Origin of the sequence: Protofrankia sp. CiP1_Cm_nod1, assembly GCF_920888515.1 — a bacterium.
In the GTDB taxonomy this organism is placed as follows: Bacteria; Actinomycetota; Actinomycetes; order Frankiales; family Frankiaceae; genus Protofrankia.
The window spans coordinates 1-16,090 of the sequence record NZ_CAKKTM010000029.1; the positions used below are offsets into that span (position 1 = coordinate 1).

Consider the following 16,090-nt stretch of genomic DNA (forward strand, 5'->3'; position numbering starts at 1 on the left):
CGGCGGGCATGCGGCAGCCCGGGCGCGCGACCGCGCGACCGCGCGGCGCCGGTGCGCCCAGGGCTGACGGGAGCCGGGGAAGGTCAGTTCGGGCCGGGGGCTGCGTGCTCGCTCATCCAGGTCAGGTCCGGCACCCGGACCCGCAGCCGGTGCGCTATCTCCTCGACGGCCAAGCCCCGGCCGATCGCCTCGCGGATCGCCAGACCACGGACGGCACGCAGCCGCAGCCGCTGAGGATGGTCGTTCCAGAGCAGATCGTGAGCGACCGCTGCGCGCTCGACCGGGTCGGAGATCGCGATAATTTCGTCGAAGAGCAGCACAACGCCCATGGTCCTGCGATCGTGACCATCCAGCAAGAGCGCGCCGTGCCCGGATGGGCGCGGCCGTCCGAGGAGCTACCCTCGCCCGGCCCGGGCACGCCGGCTGTGTCCGGCCCGGGCACGCCGGCCTTGCCCGGCCCGGACACGACGGGCCGGGAGCGGGACGCGCCGGAGCTGTTCCGGGTCGGGCCGCCCGGCCCGCGTGATCCGCAGCGGCCGTTCGGCCACGGCCGCGGTGAGCTCCAGGAGCGGCCCGACCGTGGCCGGGCAGTCGATGAGGTGGGACTGCGGGTGCGCGGCCAGCCTCCGTCGGGCCAACGTCAGCCACAGGCGTTGGACGAGCCGTCCGAACTCCACCTCGCCAGACCTCGCCAGCCGGGCCGGTGCCTGCCGGGACCAGCAGCACCAGCACCGGACCGCCGTCCCGGGACGCCCTGGCCTGCCGCTGGGCCACCGTGTCGCGCAGACCGTGACGGCGTGGCTCCGGCTGCTCAGCCGGGACCATCGCGGTCGTGGCCGGTCTCCGGTGGCCGGGGCACCGGCCGCTCCTGGCCACCGGACGGCCGGGTGAGCGTCGGGACAGGGGCAAAACGGATGATCAGAAGGGCGGCCAGAACGCCGATCAGGGCATCGAGCAGGACGCCGGGGATGACGGCAGGGCCGCTGACGAGGGTGAAGAGCCCGACCGCCACCATCCCGCAGGCCAGGAAGGTGGCGACGGCCACGACGAGGACGAGCACGGCGGCACTGATGACCCGTCCGCCGTGGGAGAGGCCGCCGATGACGGCGTGCCCCACAGCGGCCCCGGCCGTTCGAGCCGTTCCAGGCATCCTGTTCGTCCCGGGTATCCCAGCCGTTCCGGCCCGCTCGGCGGCGGCTGTCGCGCGCGGGGCGTGCGGCGCCGTGGCCGCCGGGGCGTCCGCCAGCGCTGGCCCGGTGTGGCGGGCGGCACTCATCCGGCGTCCACCAGCTGGGATGGCACGGCGGCGTGCAGCTCGCTCGTGAGCGTCTCGACGGTCCATGCGATCTGTTCGGGGGTGTGCTCGCTGGTGATGAAGAAACGCAGCCGGGACAGGCGTTCCTCGACCGCCGGATACATGATCGGGTTGACGCTGATCCCGCGTTCGAACAGCGTGTTGGCCAGCTGGACGCTGCGTATCGAGCCGCCGACGATGCACGGGATGACCGGGGTCCCGGCGCTCGTCCCGGTGTTCACGCCGGCCTCGCGGGCCAGGCGCAGGAACAGGGCCGAGTTGTCGCGCAGCCGGGCCAGCCGGGCCGGCTCCCCCCGCATGACCCGCAGCGCGGCCAGCGCCGCGGCCGTGTTCGGGGGTGTCAGGCCGGCGCTGTAGACGAAGCCCGGCAGCGTGTAGCGCAGGTAGTCCACCAGGGCCCGGCGGCCGGCGACATACCCGCCGCAGCTGGCCAGCGACTTCGACAGGGTGCCCATCCACACGTCGACACCGCCGCGGTCCACGTCGAAGTGCTCGCCCGCCCCACCGCCGGCCGCGCCGATCACGCCGATGCTGTGCGCCTCGTCGACCATCAGCAGTGCGCCGTGGCGGTTGCGCACCTTGATCAGCTCGGGCAGGTCCGCGATGTCGCCGTCCATGCTGTAGACGCCCTCGACGACGATCAGGACCCGGCGGAAGCGGTGGCGCACCTGTGCGAGCAGCCTGTCGAGGGCCGCCGGGTCGTTGTGCGGGAACGGCCGGCGGGTCGCTCCGGACAGCCGGGCCCCCTGCAGGATGCTGTCGTGGGCCAGCGCGTCATGGACGATCAGGTCGCCGGGCCCGACGAGGTGGCCGATCGTCGTGACGTTGGTGGCGTGCCCGCTGACCAGGACGACGCAGTCCTCCACGCCGATCAGGGTGGCGAGCTCCGCCTCCAGCTCGCGGTGCGGCGGCCGGTCGCCGGAGAGGATGCGGGCGGCCGAGACGGAGGATCCGTACCGGTCCACCGATTCGCTGACCGCCGCGTTGACCTCCGGATGCCCGGACAGGCCCAGGTAGTTGTAGGTCGAGAAGCTCACCAGCTCCCGGCCGGCCACGACCGTACGGTCGCGGGCGTTCCCCTCGTGCAGCAGGAAGTACGGGCTGTGCAGGCCGAGCTGGTCGCTGAGCTCAAGGCGCTTGCGCAGCGCCACCACTTCGGGGAAGGCCGTGACGTCGGTGGCGGCGCTGTCGGGGCGCGGGTGCTCCCGGTGGCGGCCGTTGCCGTTGCCGTTGCCGTTGCCGACGGTGTCGAACAGCCCGTTCCCCGTGCCCTGTGGGTACAGCTGGGTGGCGAAGCCGTTGGAGTCCCGCGTCCGCGCGTCGATACCCGCTCCGATACCCGCTCCGAGGCCGATCCCGGTATCCGCTCCGGCACCGGCCTCCACGCTGGCCTCGATGCCGGCCTGACCAGGGCCGGCCGCTTCGGGCGCATCCCGGGCCGTCGGGCCGGCCGCCGCCGGGAGAAGGCCCGCGGAGCCGGCTCGCCGGGCCAGTACGGCTACCAGATCACCGACCGTGGTGATCTCGGCGATGTCCTCGGTGCGCACGGTCAGGCCCGGCCAGCGGCGTCCCAGCGCGTTCACCAGGTCGGTCATCATGATCGAGTCGAAGCCCAGATCCCCCACGAAGGCGTGCTTCTCGTGGATGTGGCTCTCCGGATAGGCGCTCAGCCCGGAGATGCTCTCGATCACCTGTGCCCGCAGCACGTCCCGGCCGCGGGCAGGTATGACCGCCCCCGCGGCGGACGTCGCGGTATGCGCCGCGGCCGCCGCGTTCCCGAGCGGGTCGTGTCCGCCCGGCGTAACGAGCGGCCAGGTGCCGCCCGCCGCCGCTGGCACGTCAGGCGCCGGCTGTCGCGGTATGGCCGCCCCGGAGATGCCGGCGCCGATCCGTGGCGCTCCGGCTGCCGGATCGGACGACGCCGGATCGGACGACGCCGGATCGGACGACGCCGGATCGGACGACGCCGGATCGGACGACGCCGGATCGGACGACGCCGGATCGGACGACGCCGGATCGGACAGAGCCCGGAGCAGGTCGAGCTGCTTGTCGAGAAGTCTGATGACGTTGTCCATATGTGACTCCGGAGAGTAAGTGATCATATTGGCCGCGCGGGGGACGGGCAGCGGAGCCTCGCCCCGAGGCCCCGCGACAGCCCGCTTCCCACCGGGGGCGGGCGGGTGGGCCGTGGCAAGGTTTCCGGCACCGCCGGCACGCTTCGGGGCGGCGGCCGACGTCATCCGGACGGGCCCGGTGCCGGTGGAGCCGTCGCTCACGGTCCCGCCGCTTGTGGCTCCGTTGTTCATGGCCCTGCCGGTTACGGCCCTGCCGGTTACGGCCTGGCCGTCCGCTGTGGACGCAGCCGGCCTGGTGCCGTGCTGTCCGGGCACGGCGTCCGGCCCGGTGCCGCGTCCGGCCGGGGTGATGGCCGGCCCGCTGTCCGGCCCGGCCGGCGAGCCAGGCCGGGCCGGCCTGCCGGCGGCATTGATACGTACCGAGTAGGCGCTGGTGACCAGCGGCGAGGGAGGCAGGGCCACCAGCTCCCGCTCGCCGGGGCCGAACAGCGGCAGGACGTCGAGCGGGACGCCCAGGCAGGCCAGCTGGCCGAGGCCGGCGAGCAGCGTGCGGCCGTCGTCGGGCCGGCCCGCGGCCAGGGCCACGTACCTGGCCTGGACCGATCCGGCCAGGGAACGGTGCGCCATGGACAGCAGCGAGTCGCCACCGAACGCCTGGACGAAGATCCGTGCACCCGCCGCGGCCGCGTCACGGACCGCGTCCATGAAGCGCACCGGAGCCGAGCAGTGCCGTGCCCACAGCGTCCGCAGCTCCCGCGGGTCGTCGCACCGTTGCCCGCTGACCGAGGAGGCGATGACCGCCCGCGGGGCCCGGATGGGCAGGGCCGCCAGCGTGTCCGCCATCCGGGCGTCCGCCTCGGCCACCAGGGGGGAGTGGAAGGCGTGCGAGACCCGCAGCTGTCTGGTCGTGACGCCCTCGGCGGCACCGCGTTCGCGGAGCCGTTCCAGCGCGCTCAGCCAGCCGCTGGCGACGAGCTGCGAGGGATGGTTGACGCAGCCGAGCCACACCCCGTCGATGCCGGCGGCGAGCCGGTGGAACATTGCCTCGTCGGTGTGGAGCGCGAGCATGCCGCCGCGCCACGCGGGCTGCGCGCCGGCGACGGCCGCGCCCCGTTCGGCCAGGAAGCGCAGGGCGTCGGCCGGTTCCACGGCGCCCGCGGCCACCGCCGCCGGCAGTTCCCCGACGCTGTGGCCGATGCAGACGTCCGCCCGCAGCCCGCAGCGCGCCAGCAGCTCGCCGACCGCGATGCCCAGCGCCCCGAGCACGGGCTGGCAGATCTCGGTCGCGGTCAGGGCTGTCTCTGCTGTCTCGGCCGCCTCCGTCGTCTCGGCTGCCCGCTGACCGGCGTCCGGACGCGCGTCCCACACGAGCTCGGCCAGGCGGCGGCCGAGCAACGGGCGCAGGACCTCGTCCGACGCGTCGGCCGGCGCGGCGAAGCCGGCGAACCGTTCGTACAGGTCGGCGAGCATGCCCGGCCGTTGGATGCCCTGCCCGGGGAACATCAGGGCGGTCCGGCGGTCCGCCTCGGGCAGTGGGGCGGACACGGCGTAGCCGCCGCCCGGCAGCTCGCCGAGGCGGCCGGCCCGCAGCCGGGCCGTGGCCTCGGTGAGCCGCTGGCACACCTGGGCGCGGGATGTCGCGACCAGGCTCAGCCGGGCCGGGAGCAGCTCACGGGTGGCGAGGGTGTGGGAGAGCGCGGCCGGTGTGATCGTCGGGTCGGCCTCCACCGTGTCCCGGACGGCCTCGGCGTGGCTGGCGAGCAGCTCCACCGAGCCCGCGGACAGCAGCAGCAGCCATGGCCGCCCCGGCGGGGAGTCCGGCGCTGCCTGGCAGTCCGCCCGGCTGTCCGCCCGGCCGTCCGCCCGGCGTCGCGCCCGTTCCATGATCACGTGCACGTTGGTGCCGCCGAAGCCGAACGAGCTGATCGCGCCCCGCCGGGGCCGCTCCTCGGTGTCGGTCCACACCCGGGGCTCGGTCGGGACGCGCAGCCCGGCCTCGGCCAGCGGCAGGGCCGGGTCGGGCCGGATCTCCGGCTGCGGCGGGACGATCCCGTGGTGCAGCGCGAGCGCCATCTTCACCAGGCTCGCCGCCCCGGCCGCCGCCAGGGTGTGGCCGATGAGGGCCTTGGCCGAGAGCAGGTCGCACGGCCCGGCCGTGGGGTCTTCCGCGCGCAGGTCCCGCAGCGCGGTGGTCTCGGTCCGGTCACCGACGGTGGTTCCCGTGCCGTGGGCCTCGATCACGCTTACCGTGCCCGGGGCCACACCGGCGTCGGCGTAGGCGGCCCGCAGCGCGGCAAGCTGCCCATGGGCGCTCGGCGTCATCGGGCCGGCGGCGCGGCCGTCGTTGGTGATGCCGATGCCGCGGATCACCGCGTACACCCGGTCACCGTCGGCCAGCGCGTCCGCGAGGGGACGCAGGACGGCGACCCCGCCGCCCTCGCCGAGGACGAACCCGTCGGCGCGCTCGTCGAAGGGACGGCACACCCCGCTCGGCGAGAGCGCACCCACCCGGGAGAAGGAGATCAGCGCGTCCGGGGCCAGGTTGAGGAAGACCCCGCCGACCAGGGCGACCCGGCACACCCCGGTGCGCAGCGCGAGGACCGCTTCATGCAGCGCCACCAGCACGGACGAGCAGGCGGAGTCGATGGCGAACGCGGGGCCGCCGAGGTCGAACACACTGCTGATCGTTCCGGCCGCCATGTTGGGCAGGCAGCCCGCCAGGGTGTACGCGTGCGGTGCGGCGATGCCGGCGTCCGCGGCCCGCTCGGCCGCGGCGAGCAGGTCCGGGTCGGCCTCGCCGCCGTGCAGCGAGCCGTCCGCGAGCAGGCTCGCCCGTATCCGGGCGCCGGCCAGCTCCCGGTAGTCGGACTGGCTGATGCCCATGTAGACGCCGGTGTGTGCCCGGTCGAACGGGCGGCGTTCCAGGCCGGCGTCCTGCAGCGCCTCACGGGCGAGGTCGACCAGTAGCCGCTGCTGCGGGTCCATCGCCCGGGCGCGCAGCGGTGGGATCCGGTAGTGCGCCGCCGCGAACCGGTCGACGTCGTCGACGAAGGCGACCCGGTCGGTATAGGCCCGATGCGGATTTCGTGGATTCAGCGGGTCGTAGAAGGTCCGGTGAATCCATCGGCTGTCCGGCACCTCGTGGAACTGTGGCCCCGCTGTCTGGAGCAGGCGCCAGAATTCGCCGAGGTCGGCCGCGCCCGGAAAACGAGCCGAAAGCCCGACTATCGCGACGTCCGTCACAGGCGATCCCCCCGATTGTCGATTGGCGCAAGATAATTGTCTGGATGTTGTGGCGCGGTCCGGGAACGGTCGCGGACAGCGGCCACGGAGGTCCTGTCGGGCATGTTTGTTCATGAGCCGCCGCCGTTTACCGGCGGTCCTCTCCGGTGGTGTCCTCGCGGGCCATCCGCCGTTTTCGTACGCCAGTGTGTATTTGCTTGGTATCTCGGTGTCGTTATGTTCTCGTATGCTGCCGGCAGTACGTTCTGGCCAGTTTCCTGGTCGGTATTCTGACCGGCCCGGGGACGATCTCGCCGCATCTCGCCCGGCGGGCGGTGGCATGCCGGGTAACGTCGTTTTTCCACCTCTCGTCCCGGCGCGTCGCGTTCAGCTCCGCGGGCCCTGGTCGGAGAGTCCCGCGCACGCCGGCTGGAACAGTCTTTACTTTGTATCGCTCCTGGAAGACGGTCGAGGGATTGTGGTTCGGCCGGCGGGTCGTCCACGGCGGCTGGCCGGGCTGATATGCCGGCCGGGTGGACATGAATGTGTGCACATCACATCTTGTCGTCGTCGTCGGCGGCGGCGTCGACGTTCTCCGGCGCCGCGCCGGTGGGCGGCGCGCGGGCGCGACGGCTCGTCCGGAAGGCCCGGACGGCCCGCCACCCCGGCCGCGGGGAGCCCGCCGCGCCCTGGTCAAGTAGCCGTCCGCCCACGTGGCCGGGGCCGAGATACCGTTTGCTGAGGTACCTGCGTACTTGTACGGTGCCCGCCCGCGGGGCCCACGCCAAGATGGAGCTGTAGGCGTCGTAGGTGCCCCTGGGCGACTTCCGTGCTTCCCGTCCACGGGCGGTTCCTCGGACAGGTCGTGTATATGGCGCATCGGACGCCGCTCGCGTAGCGGGCCGAAGGTGGCGTGGTCGTGTTTTCCGCGCTGCCGGCGGCTCGGCCGCACGGGCCGCCAGGAGGCGTGAAGCGCGCCGTCTGATCGTTCTGGACCGAGGAGATCGGGAATGAGTCATGTGAAGTTCGCCACCCGCGACGGTACTCCCTGGGTACCGCAGTACATCGTGGCGTTGGACGGGGACAAATGTATCGGCTGTGGTCGTTGCTACAAGGTCTGCGCCCAGGGTGTGCTCCGCCTGATGGGCGTGAACGACGAGGGTGAACTGGTCGATCCCTTTGACGACGACGAGGACATCGAGCGCAAAATTATGATCATCGATGCCGCCGGCCAGTGCATCGGCTGCAATGCCTGCATCCGGGTGTGCGGTCCGCGCTGCCAGACCTACGAGCCGGCCGAGGCGGCCTGATCCACCGGTATTTCCGTTTCACCGTTTCCGTTTCGCGCGGCTGTGTCCCGGCTGGCTCCCGCGGTGACGCCGGGCCGCCCGCCGGGACACGAGGACCGTTCGGCCTGCTCCGGACGGCGCTCGGGAACCCGGATCTTCCGGATCCGGGTCTCCCATGTCGGCTTCCGGTTTTCCCGGCTTTCCAGCCCTGCCGACACCCGGTCTCGAACGCCGAGGAAGCGCTGAAGAGACGCTGAAAAAGCACCGAGGGAGCACCGAGGGAGCACCGAGGGAGCACCGAGGGAGCACCGAGGGAGCACCGAGGGAGCACCGAGGGAGCACCGAGGGAGCACCGAGGGAGCACCGACGAAGGACGGCCGTGCCGTCCCCGGGCCCGCCGGCGCAACCCGGGACTATTCTGGTACCACCAGGCCAACGGCGGCCCACCTGTCAGGTGGCGCGGCACGACGACGTCATGACCCTCGGCAGACGCTGACAAACCGGTCAACGGCGGCGCAGGGGCCCTGGCCCGGTTCTCCCGATCGGCCTGTCAGCCGCGTTTGGTGCCGTCTTCGGTACCGTGCGTTTGTCTGCACCTCCGTGGCCGACCGGAGACCGTACGGTCGTGGTTTCCGCGTGACCGGCGGCCAGGATCCGCCGGTAACAACCAAAGATCAATAAATCATGGTTTTCGCGCTGCCGTTGACCTGCTGGACGAGCTTCGAGGAGGGGACGGGGCGAAACGCGGTGGATACACCGATAGTCTGCGTGTCTGCGGCACTGTGACGGTGAGCGCAGGGGAGCGGCGCTCGCCGCGATACATGGGCGGAAGAACCATGGCCGCGGAGGGCGAGAGCTCGGACATGCGTGAGGAGCGAGCCATTGGCTGGCCGGGACGTCGACTACGATCGCCCGATTCTGCTGGGCTGCGGGCGATGCGACGTGCAGTGGACGGCGCTGACCGCCGCCCATTGCCCGGGCTGCCACGAGACCTTCGCGGGAGTGGGCACCGGGTTCGACGCCCACCGTGTCGACGGCCGGTGCGTCCCGCCCGAGCAGGTGGGCCTACGCCCTGACGGCGGATACTGGGTGGCCGCCGACGAGCGAGCCCCGGGAAAGATCCTGCGGGCGCCGCACCACTCCAGGATCCGCCAGGCCGGCTGAACGCGGCCAGGCCGGCTGAACGCCGACGCCGGGGGAGCGCCGGCCAGGACGGGAACCGGCGGCCCGGACAGCCCCACATGATCCTGTCGCGTGGCCGGCTGTCACGCGTCGAGCCGTATCCACACCTGGCCGTTGTCCACCCGCAGGGGCAGCCGCGTCAGCTGCGCGCCTGGCGAGTTCAGGCAGGCGCCGGAGCGCGCGTCGTAACAGAATCCGTGCCGCGGACAGGTGAGGGTGTCGGTGGCCGGGTCGAGCTGCGCCACGTTGATCGGCAGGCCCTGGTGGGCGCAGGTGTCGCGGTAGGCGGTGAGCCGGCCGTCGAGACTGATGACCACGATGTCGGCCCTGACGCCGTCGGCCCGCTCGAGGTGCAGCGCCGTGATCGGCCGCCCGCCGAGGTCCGCCGCCGTCCCGACCGCCACCCATCCGTCGTCTCCATCGTCGCGGTTACGCACCGGGCCCAGCGGGATCAGTGTCGGGGGTGGGTCACCCGCGAGCATCACCACGCGCGCGATCGACCCGACCCCGCCGATCAGAGCCTCCTTGACGACCTCACGCAACGTGACTCCGGCCAGCGCGCGGCTGTTGCAGGTGCCGCTGACCCGCAGGAACGCGGTGTCCCCGTCCACCCGGACCAGCTCCGCGTTCCCGCCGTGCGCCCGCAGGTACGGGCGGACCTTCTCCAGCGCGCGCAGCGACTCGGTCACCGGCGTGGGCTGGAGGATCCCGTGCACGGAGAAGAGCAGGCGTACCACGGGATCGTCCGCCAGCTCGAACAGCAGCTCCCGGCCGCGGGGATCCTCGCGCAGCCGGCGGACGATCGCGTTGATCCCGCTGCCGTGCAGGGCCTCGACGGCGTGCCGCAGCTGCTCGGCCCGCAGCCGGGCCGCCGGTTCCAGCTCCCGGACGCCGGCCGCCGCCTCGTCGAGCGCCTCCGAGAGCGCGCCGAAGCCGGGTTCGTTCCACGTCGGCCCGGTCGGCCGGGCGTCACTCATCGCTGGGCTCCTTGTCCGTCTCCCCCGGGTCAGACCGCACCGTTGATCACGAACTTGCTCAGTTCCCGGCCGGTCCGCCCGTCGTAGGCGTGCACGGTGCACACCAGACAGGAGTCGAAGCTGCGGGCCACATGCCCGAGCTCCACCGGGTCCTCGGCGTCGGCGACCGGTGTGCCGACCAGGGCCTGCTCGATCGGGCCGGGCGTCTGCGAGCCGTCCCGGGGGCCGATGTTCCACGCGGTCGGCGTGACCACCTGGTAGTTCGCGATCTTTCCGTCCTCGATGACGATCCAGTCGGCCAGCGACCCGCGGGCGGCCTCGGTGGCCCCGAAACCGCGGCCCTCGGTGGGCTCGGCCGGTCTGGTGTAGAAGCTCTCCCGCAGGTCGAGCTGGTCGAGCCACTGCCGCGTCCACTGGTAGTACTTTGCGGCCTCGTGCATCCGGGCGAGCTGGCGGACCAGCACCGACGGCCCGGCCCGGGCAATGATGTCGGTGAACAGCGGGTCGTAGTCCTGGTGGGCGGCGGCGCCGGGGGCGCCGGCGACTATCCGGCGGGCCAGCGGGCCGGCCTCCATCGGGACGTACCCCTGCCCCGACAGGTGGTAGCGCGGCGCTTTCGCCCAGCTGTACTTGCCCTGCTCACGCCCTCGCTGCGGGTCGAGCGGCCGGGTCTCGCCGTCGAACGGGTGGCGGGCCTGCGTCCCCTCGTAGAAGGAGTGGGTGACGTCCTCGCGGACCCACCTCTGGTCGAAGGTGAGGAACTCGCCGTTGGAACAGACCCCCGAGCGGGCGATCAGGGCGGCGTTGCGTCCCTCGATGGTCGGCTCCGCGTAGAGGTCGGGGTGGAAGTAGGTGCCGGTGGCCAGGTAGTTGCCGATCCCGCCGCCGTAGGTGTCCAGGCCGATGTCACGGCCGTAGCGGATGAAGAAGCCGCAGTCGCTGTCGTGCTGGGAGTCGTTCTCCTCGACCCAGGCGAGCACGTCGTCCCAGGTGCGGTTGGCCAGCCAGCGCTCGACCGAACAGCCGAGCCAGTACTTCTCCAGCCAGTTGTGCTTCCAGTGTTCCAGGATGGCGATCGACCGGGTGACGTCGGAGAGGGTGGGTGCGCCCATGACACCCCCGGGCACCATGAAGCTGGAGTGCGGCCACTGCCCGCCGAGGATCGCGTACACCTCGGTCGGCTTGCCGGACAGGACGACCCCCGGGGCGTAGCTGGTACCGGTGTACGGGGTGAAGCGCCGGACGGCCTCGTCGTAGAGCGGCGAGCGCGCGTACTTCCTGTTCGTCAGGTCGATCGCGAACAGCGCGTAGAAGTAGCGCGGGATGCTCTGCAGCGTCTCGCACGCCTGCGCGATGTTGCGGACCAGCGTGGCGTTGGGCGGTATCCGGGTGCCCCACGCCACGTCCAGGGCGTACGCGGCCTTGTACAGGTGGCTGCCGCCGCAGATGCCGCAGATGCGCGGGGTGACGATCAGGCCGGCCTGGGGGTCCTTGCCCTGAAGGATGATCTCGAAGCCGCGGAACATGGCCGCCTGGGCCCGCGCGGAGGTCACCACGCCATCGCTGACCGTCACCTGGACGTCCAGGTCGCCCTCGACCCGGCCCATCGGGCTGACGTTGAGATCGACGGTGGTCATCGGTGTCCCCTTCTTCCAGTCGGCGGTGTCCATCCGGTGCGGGCGGAGCGGAGCGGGCGGGGCGTCAGACGACGAACGTGTCCTTCTTCGACCAGTCCGGGGCGGCGATCTTCGCGATCGCGGACTGGGCCAGGTAGGTGAGGTGGCGGGTGCCTTCCGGGATCTCCCGGGGGATGACGCCGGCGGCCTTGCGGGTCCGGAAGACCGTCCCCGGCTCAAGGTCGAAGAACGGGAACTCCGGCTCGGTGCACCCGATGCACGGCACACCCGCCCGGGTCTTGGACGACTGGCCGTTCCACAGGATGCGGTTGCACGACGAGTGGGTCATCGGGCCGCGGCAGCCGAGCTCGTAGAACAGGCAGCCGGTGCGGGTGCCCTCCCCGAACGTGGTGGTGGACTGCTTGTACTCGAAGAACTCCGTCCGGGTGCATCCGGTGTGCGTGAAGCTGGTGAAGAACGTCCGCGGCCGCTGGAGCTCGTCCAGGTCGATGTCGGCGGCCCGGCCGGTCGCCAGCGCGACGAGGATCTGGGAGATCCAGTCCGGGTGGGCCGGGCAGCCCGGGATGTTGACGACCGGCAGCCCGCCGCGCGAGCGGAACTCCGCGCCGAGGAAGCCGCCGCGCTCACGCTTGTGGAACTGCAGACCGGTCGAGGACGTCGGGTTGGGCGCCGTCGCCGCGATCCCGCCCCAGCAGGCGCAGTCCCCGACCGCGACCACGGTCCGGGCCGTTCCTGCCAGGTCGATCACCCAGTCCTTCATGGGCCGGTCGGCGAACATGTCGTAGCGGCCGGTGCCCTCGGGCCCCTCGATCACGGAGCCCTCGAACACCAGGACGTCCACCGGCGTCTCGCCGCTGGCGCAGGCCCGCAGCAGCTTGCGCGCGTGAGTCCCCGACTCCAGGGCGAGGGAGGGATGCCAGAGCAGCTCGAGCCCGAAGCTGGTGACGAGGTCGACGACATTCGGCTCGTCGGCGTTCAGGAAGGACATGGTGTTCCCGCCGCACGCCCCTCCGTGCAGCCACAGCACGGACGGCATCGGTCCTCCTCTCGGGTAACCCCGGGCGGGGTTACGTGACCGTTCCCCGGGCGGTCCGGGGACGGGGCCTGCCGTGACCCGAGCCGGCCCGGCCTGGCCCGGCCTGGCCTGGCCTGGCCTGAGCTGGCCTGGCCTGAGCTGGCCTGACCGCTGATCGGGCCAGGCCGGGTCCCGGGCTTGCCGGCCGGTTTCCGGGCTCGCGCTGAGCGGCCCCGAGCGCGGAAGAAAGGCGATCGCGCCACCGCGGCTCCATCGCCATGATCCCATGGCGTCAACGGCCCGCCCTTGCCAGAACCCGGACGTATGACCGCCATCACGTAATGATCATTTATCGGCCACCCGGCGAGCGGGCGGTTGAAGGACCGCGTTTTCGTCTCCGGTCCCCGACCGGAGCGGCGATGTCGATCTCGGCCGATCTCGAGGATTCGGCCGGCCGCGCGCTCGGGTCGCGGGCGGCTCCCCGACATCCCGGACAGCGCCACGAGCCGGGTATCCGCGCGCATAGCCCGATCACGCCTTGATCACATGGGCCCGATGGCGGCGCGCTCCGGGCCTTTCGACGCGCCGTCGCCGGCATGTGAAGCCGCCCGGTGGGCTGTGGGCGTCTGCCCGTATCGGCGTGGGGGCGCTGCCCGCCGTGCCACCGCCGCTGGCTCGGCAGTCAGTTTCTGGACATTTCGTCCATGGTCGTCACCGTGCCCGGTTTGATACCGCGGTGGACACTTCCACCGGCGTCCGGGTGAGCCACCGGAATTCACCCGGGGTGGCGACCATGGCGCGCCGCGTCCCGGGAGGGATGCCGCCGAAGTGGTCGACACGGTATACCGGGCGGACGTTTCGGGTTGTTTTCGACGGACGAACCAGCATATTACCGGCGGCGTTATCGGTGATATTACCGGCGGTCGGTGACGAGCGGGCCTGATCCGGCCCTACTTCCTTCGGAAGAGAAACACCGGCTTTTCACCCTGTGTCATGGCGGGTATGCGCTGCTGTAATCATCGAGGGCGAACACTTGCGATGTCATCATGTCGGTCGACTGTCAGCAGCCAGGAGAAGTGCATTGATTGAAATCTTTTCCGGGCACGTCCCAGAGGCATTTGTATGGACGGTCGCCGAACAGGCTGATTTTTTCGAAAGGTGGTAGAAATGGCTCGCGACACAGCACCGTCCGGTGCTGCCGTGCCGGTTGACGACGGTCTTGTACCGCTGGTGCCCAGGCCCCGGCAGCCAGCGGAAGCGGCTTCGCGCGCGCGCTCCGCCACCGCGGGCAGGGCCGGGGCGGCGGCCAGTGGCCGGACGGGGCGGGTGGCAGGCCTGCTCGTCATCGCGCTCGGCGCGATCTACCTGGCCTGGCGGACGGCGACACTCGGCGGCACCAGCGCGATCGGCTACCTGTTCTATGCCGCTGAGCTGGTCGCCTACCTGGCCGTCGGGTGGACGGCGGTGATGATGGGCCGGCTGCGGCCAGGCGCTGCCCGGCAGGCCCCGCCGCCGGTGGGCACTCTGGACGTGTTCGTGACGGTGTGCGGCGAGCCCGCGGCCATGGTCGAGCGGACCCTGCGTTTCGCCCTCGCCATCGACTATCCGCACCAGACATACGTCCTCAACGACGGCCGTATCGCCGGCCGGCAGGACTGGCGGGAGATCGACGCGCTCGCGTCCCGGCTCGGGGTGCCCTGCTTCACCCGGGTCGACGGTACGCCGGGGAAAGCCGGCAACCTCAACCACGCGCTGGCCCGCACCCGCGGTGACGCGGTTCTCGCCCTCGACGCGGACCATCTGGTGGTCCCGGATCTCGGGGAGCAGGTGGTCGGTTATCTGCGCGATCCGGACGTCGGTTTCGTCTGCACCGCCCAGCGTTTCGACACCGGCCGTCTCGACGTCCTGAACAACACCGATAGCATTTTCTACCGCTCCCTGCAGCCGGCGAAGGACCGGGACAACGCGGCGGTCTCCTGCGGGAACGGGACGCTCTACCGACGGTCCGCGCTTGAATCAGTCGGCGGATTCAGCGAATGGAACATAGTAGAAGACGTCCAGACGTCATACGAACTGCATGCTCATGGCTGGTCCAGCATCTATCATCCCGTCCCGATATCGGTCGGGACGGCGCCGGCGACGGCGGCCGTCTACGCCAAGCAGCGGCTGCGCTGGGCGATGGACAGCACCCGGCTGCTGCTGTTCGACAACCCGCTGGCCAGGCCGGGCCTGACCCGCTGGCAGCGGGCGCACTACCTGCACAGCACCCTCAGCCCGCTGCTGGCGTCCGTTCAGGTGGTCTTCGCGCTGGGGCCGGTGCTGTCCATCGTCTTCCGTTCCCCGCTCGCCTCCACGGGCTCCCAGCGGGCGTATCTGCTGTTCGGGCTGCCCTACTTCGCCAGCACCCTGTTCTTCATCGCCGCGTACGCGGGGACGCGGGCGGCGCCCCGCACGGTGTCGAGCGTGCTGTTCAACTCCCCGATCTACCTGCTCGCGCTCGTGCGCGTCGCGTCCGGATACCGGCCCCGCTCGTCCGGTACGACCGAGAAGGCTTTCCAGCCGAAGGTGTCGCTGCTCCTGCTGCCGCAGGTCCTGCTCGCGGCCGTGCTCGTGTTCTCGGTTGTCTTCTACGCGTTCGACACCCGGGCGGACCGCCAGGTGGGTGCGCTGGCGTGGGCCGGGATCCTGCTCGTGACCCTGGCCGGCCCGCTGTCGTCGGTCAGCGAGCGGCGTGCCGCGGTCGAGCGCTGGCAGGCCCCGATCCGCGGGGCGATCATCCTTGCCGTCGCCTTCCTGTCAGCCTGGACGTTCGCCCACTGACCGGACACTCGCCCACGGGCCGGGCGCGCGCCCGCTGACCAGAGGAGGCCGCGCGTCCTCATCCTGATGGCGCTCCGGTCACCGCAACGAGGGAACACGTGGCTGTCACAGCAGCCAGGTGTTCCCTCGTTGTCATGATCCGGGGCTTCCGGGGGCGCTGGGTCAGCCGGTCGGGAGGGTCTCGCAGGGGATGTTGAGGTCGTCGCGTACCGCTGGGGCCAGGGTGTCGCAGCCGACACCGGCCGTTCCCAGCTCGGTCAGGGCCCAGCGGGAGCCCGGGGGAGCGCTGTGGCGCAGCAGGGCGGTGGCGGGGTCGGTCTCACCGCCGGTCGGTATGACACGGGCGGTCGCGACGGCCGGATCGACCGTGGACACGTGGACGTCGGTCACCTCGACGTTTCCCGGCGGGACCTCGCCCAGCAGCGGGCTGCTGCGCACCGCCTGTGCGATCTGCTCGTCCACGGACGAGCCGTCCCGCTGAACCGCTGTGATCGCGGCAGGCTGCCGCGCCGGCCCGGCGGCCACCGGACCCGTGGCCCCCGTGGCCGTCTGCTCGGT

Annotated in this window: 12 protein-coding genes; 3 read left to right on the plus strand and 9 right to left on the minus strand. The window is 71.8% G+C overall.

What is annotated here, in order from left to right; all coding sequences use genetic code 11:
- Positions 1–83 precede the first annotated feature (83 nt).
- From NBX02_RS01920 to NBX02_RS01940, 5 genes are all read right to left on the minus strand, one after another.
- Positions 84–329, minus strand: coding sequence for a hypothetical protein (locus NBX02_RS01920; protein WP_250286808.1), 246 nt, complete (start codon positions 327–329; stop codon positions 84–86).
- A 66-nt stretch (positions 330–395) separates the two neighbouring features.
- Complete coding sequence (locus NBX02_RS01925) at positions 396–677, minus strand: hypothetical protein (RefSeq protein WP_250289706.1); 282 nt, start codon at positions 675–677, stop codon at positions 396–398.
- Between the two features lie 134 nt (positions 678–811).
- Entirely contained in the window at positions 812–1,276 is a 465-nt protein-coding gene (locus NBX02_RS01930) for a hypothetical protein (RefSeq protein ID WP_250286807.1), read from the minus strand.
- Complete coding sequence (locus NBX02_RS01935; protein ID WP_250289712.1) at positions 1,273–6,633, minus strand: type I polyketide synthase; 5,361 nt, start codon at positions 6,631–6,633, stop codon at positions 1,273–1,275. The genes NBX02_RS01930 and NBX02_RS01935 overlap by 4 nt, the downstream gene beginning before the upstream one ends.
- A 533-nt stretch (positions 6,634–7,166) precedes the next feature.
- Entirely contained in the window at positions 7,167–7,400 is a 234-nt protein-coding gene (locus NBX02_RS01940) for a hypothetical protein (RefSeq protein WP_250289714.1), read from the minus strand.
- Positions 7,401–7,622: 222 nt separating this feature from the next.
- Here NBX02_RS01940 and fdxB point away from each other — a divergent pair, with 222 nt between their 5' ends.
- Positions 7,623–7,922, plus strand: coding sequence for a ferredoxin III, nif-specific (fdxB, locus tag NBX02_RS01945; RefSeq protein WP_250286053.1), 300 nt, complete (start codon positions 7,623–7,625; stop codon positions 7,920–7,922).
- 861 nt (positions 7,923–8,783) lie between these two features.
- Entirely contained in the window at positions 8,784–9,065 is a 282-nt protein-coding gene (locus NBX02_RS01950) for an FDXHR family putative zinc-binding protein (protein ID WP_250286054.1), read from the plus strand.
- A 101-nt stretch (positions 9,066–9,166) separates the two neighbouring features.
- Here NBX02_RS01950 and NBX02_RS01955 read toward each other — a convergent pair whose 3' ends face one another.
- The 3 genes from NBX02_RS01955 to NBX02_RS01965 all read right to left on the minus strand — a co-directional run bounded on the left by NBX02_RS01955 (position 9,167) and on the right by NBX02_RS01965 (position 12,733).
- On the minus strand, positions 9,167–10,060 hold the full coding sequence (locus tag NBX02_RS01955; protein ID WP_250286055.1) for a NifU family protein: 894 nt from the start codon (positions 10,058–10,060) through the stop codon (positions 9,167–9,169).
- Between the two features lie 29 nt (positions 10,061–10,089).
- Entirely contained in the window at positions 10,090–11,697 is a 1,608-nt protein-coding gene (locus NBX02_RS01960; protein WP_250286056.1) for a nickel-dependent hydrogenase large subunit, read from the minus strand.
- Between the two features lie 64 nt (positions 11,698–11,761).
- On the minus strand, positions 11,762–12,733 hold the full coding sequence (locus NBX02_RS01965; protein WP_250286057.1) for a hydrogenase: 972 nt from the start codon (positions 12,731–12,733) through the stop codon (positions 11,762–11,764).
- Between the two features lie 1,146 nt (positions 12,734–13,879).
- Here NBX02_RS01965 and NBX02_RS01970 point away from each other — a divergent pair.
- The gene (locus NBX02_RS01970; RefSeq protein ID WP_250286058.1) at positions 13,880–15,532 is read left to right on the plus strand and encodes a glycosyltransferase; all 1,653 of its coding nucleotides are present in this window, start codon (positions 13,880–13,882) and stop codon (positions 15,530–15,532) included.
- Positions 15,533–15,694: 162 nt separating this feature from the next.
- On the opposite strand, the gene NBX02_RS01975 is transcribed toward NBX02_RS01970, so the two are convergent.
- Positions 15,695–16,090, minus strand: a 396-nt coding sequence (locus NBX02_RS01975) for a hypothetical protein (protein WP_250289715.1), incomplete at its 5' end; no start/stop codon positions are given.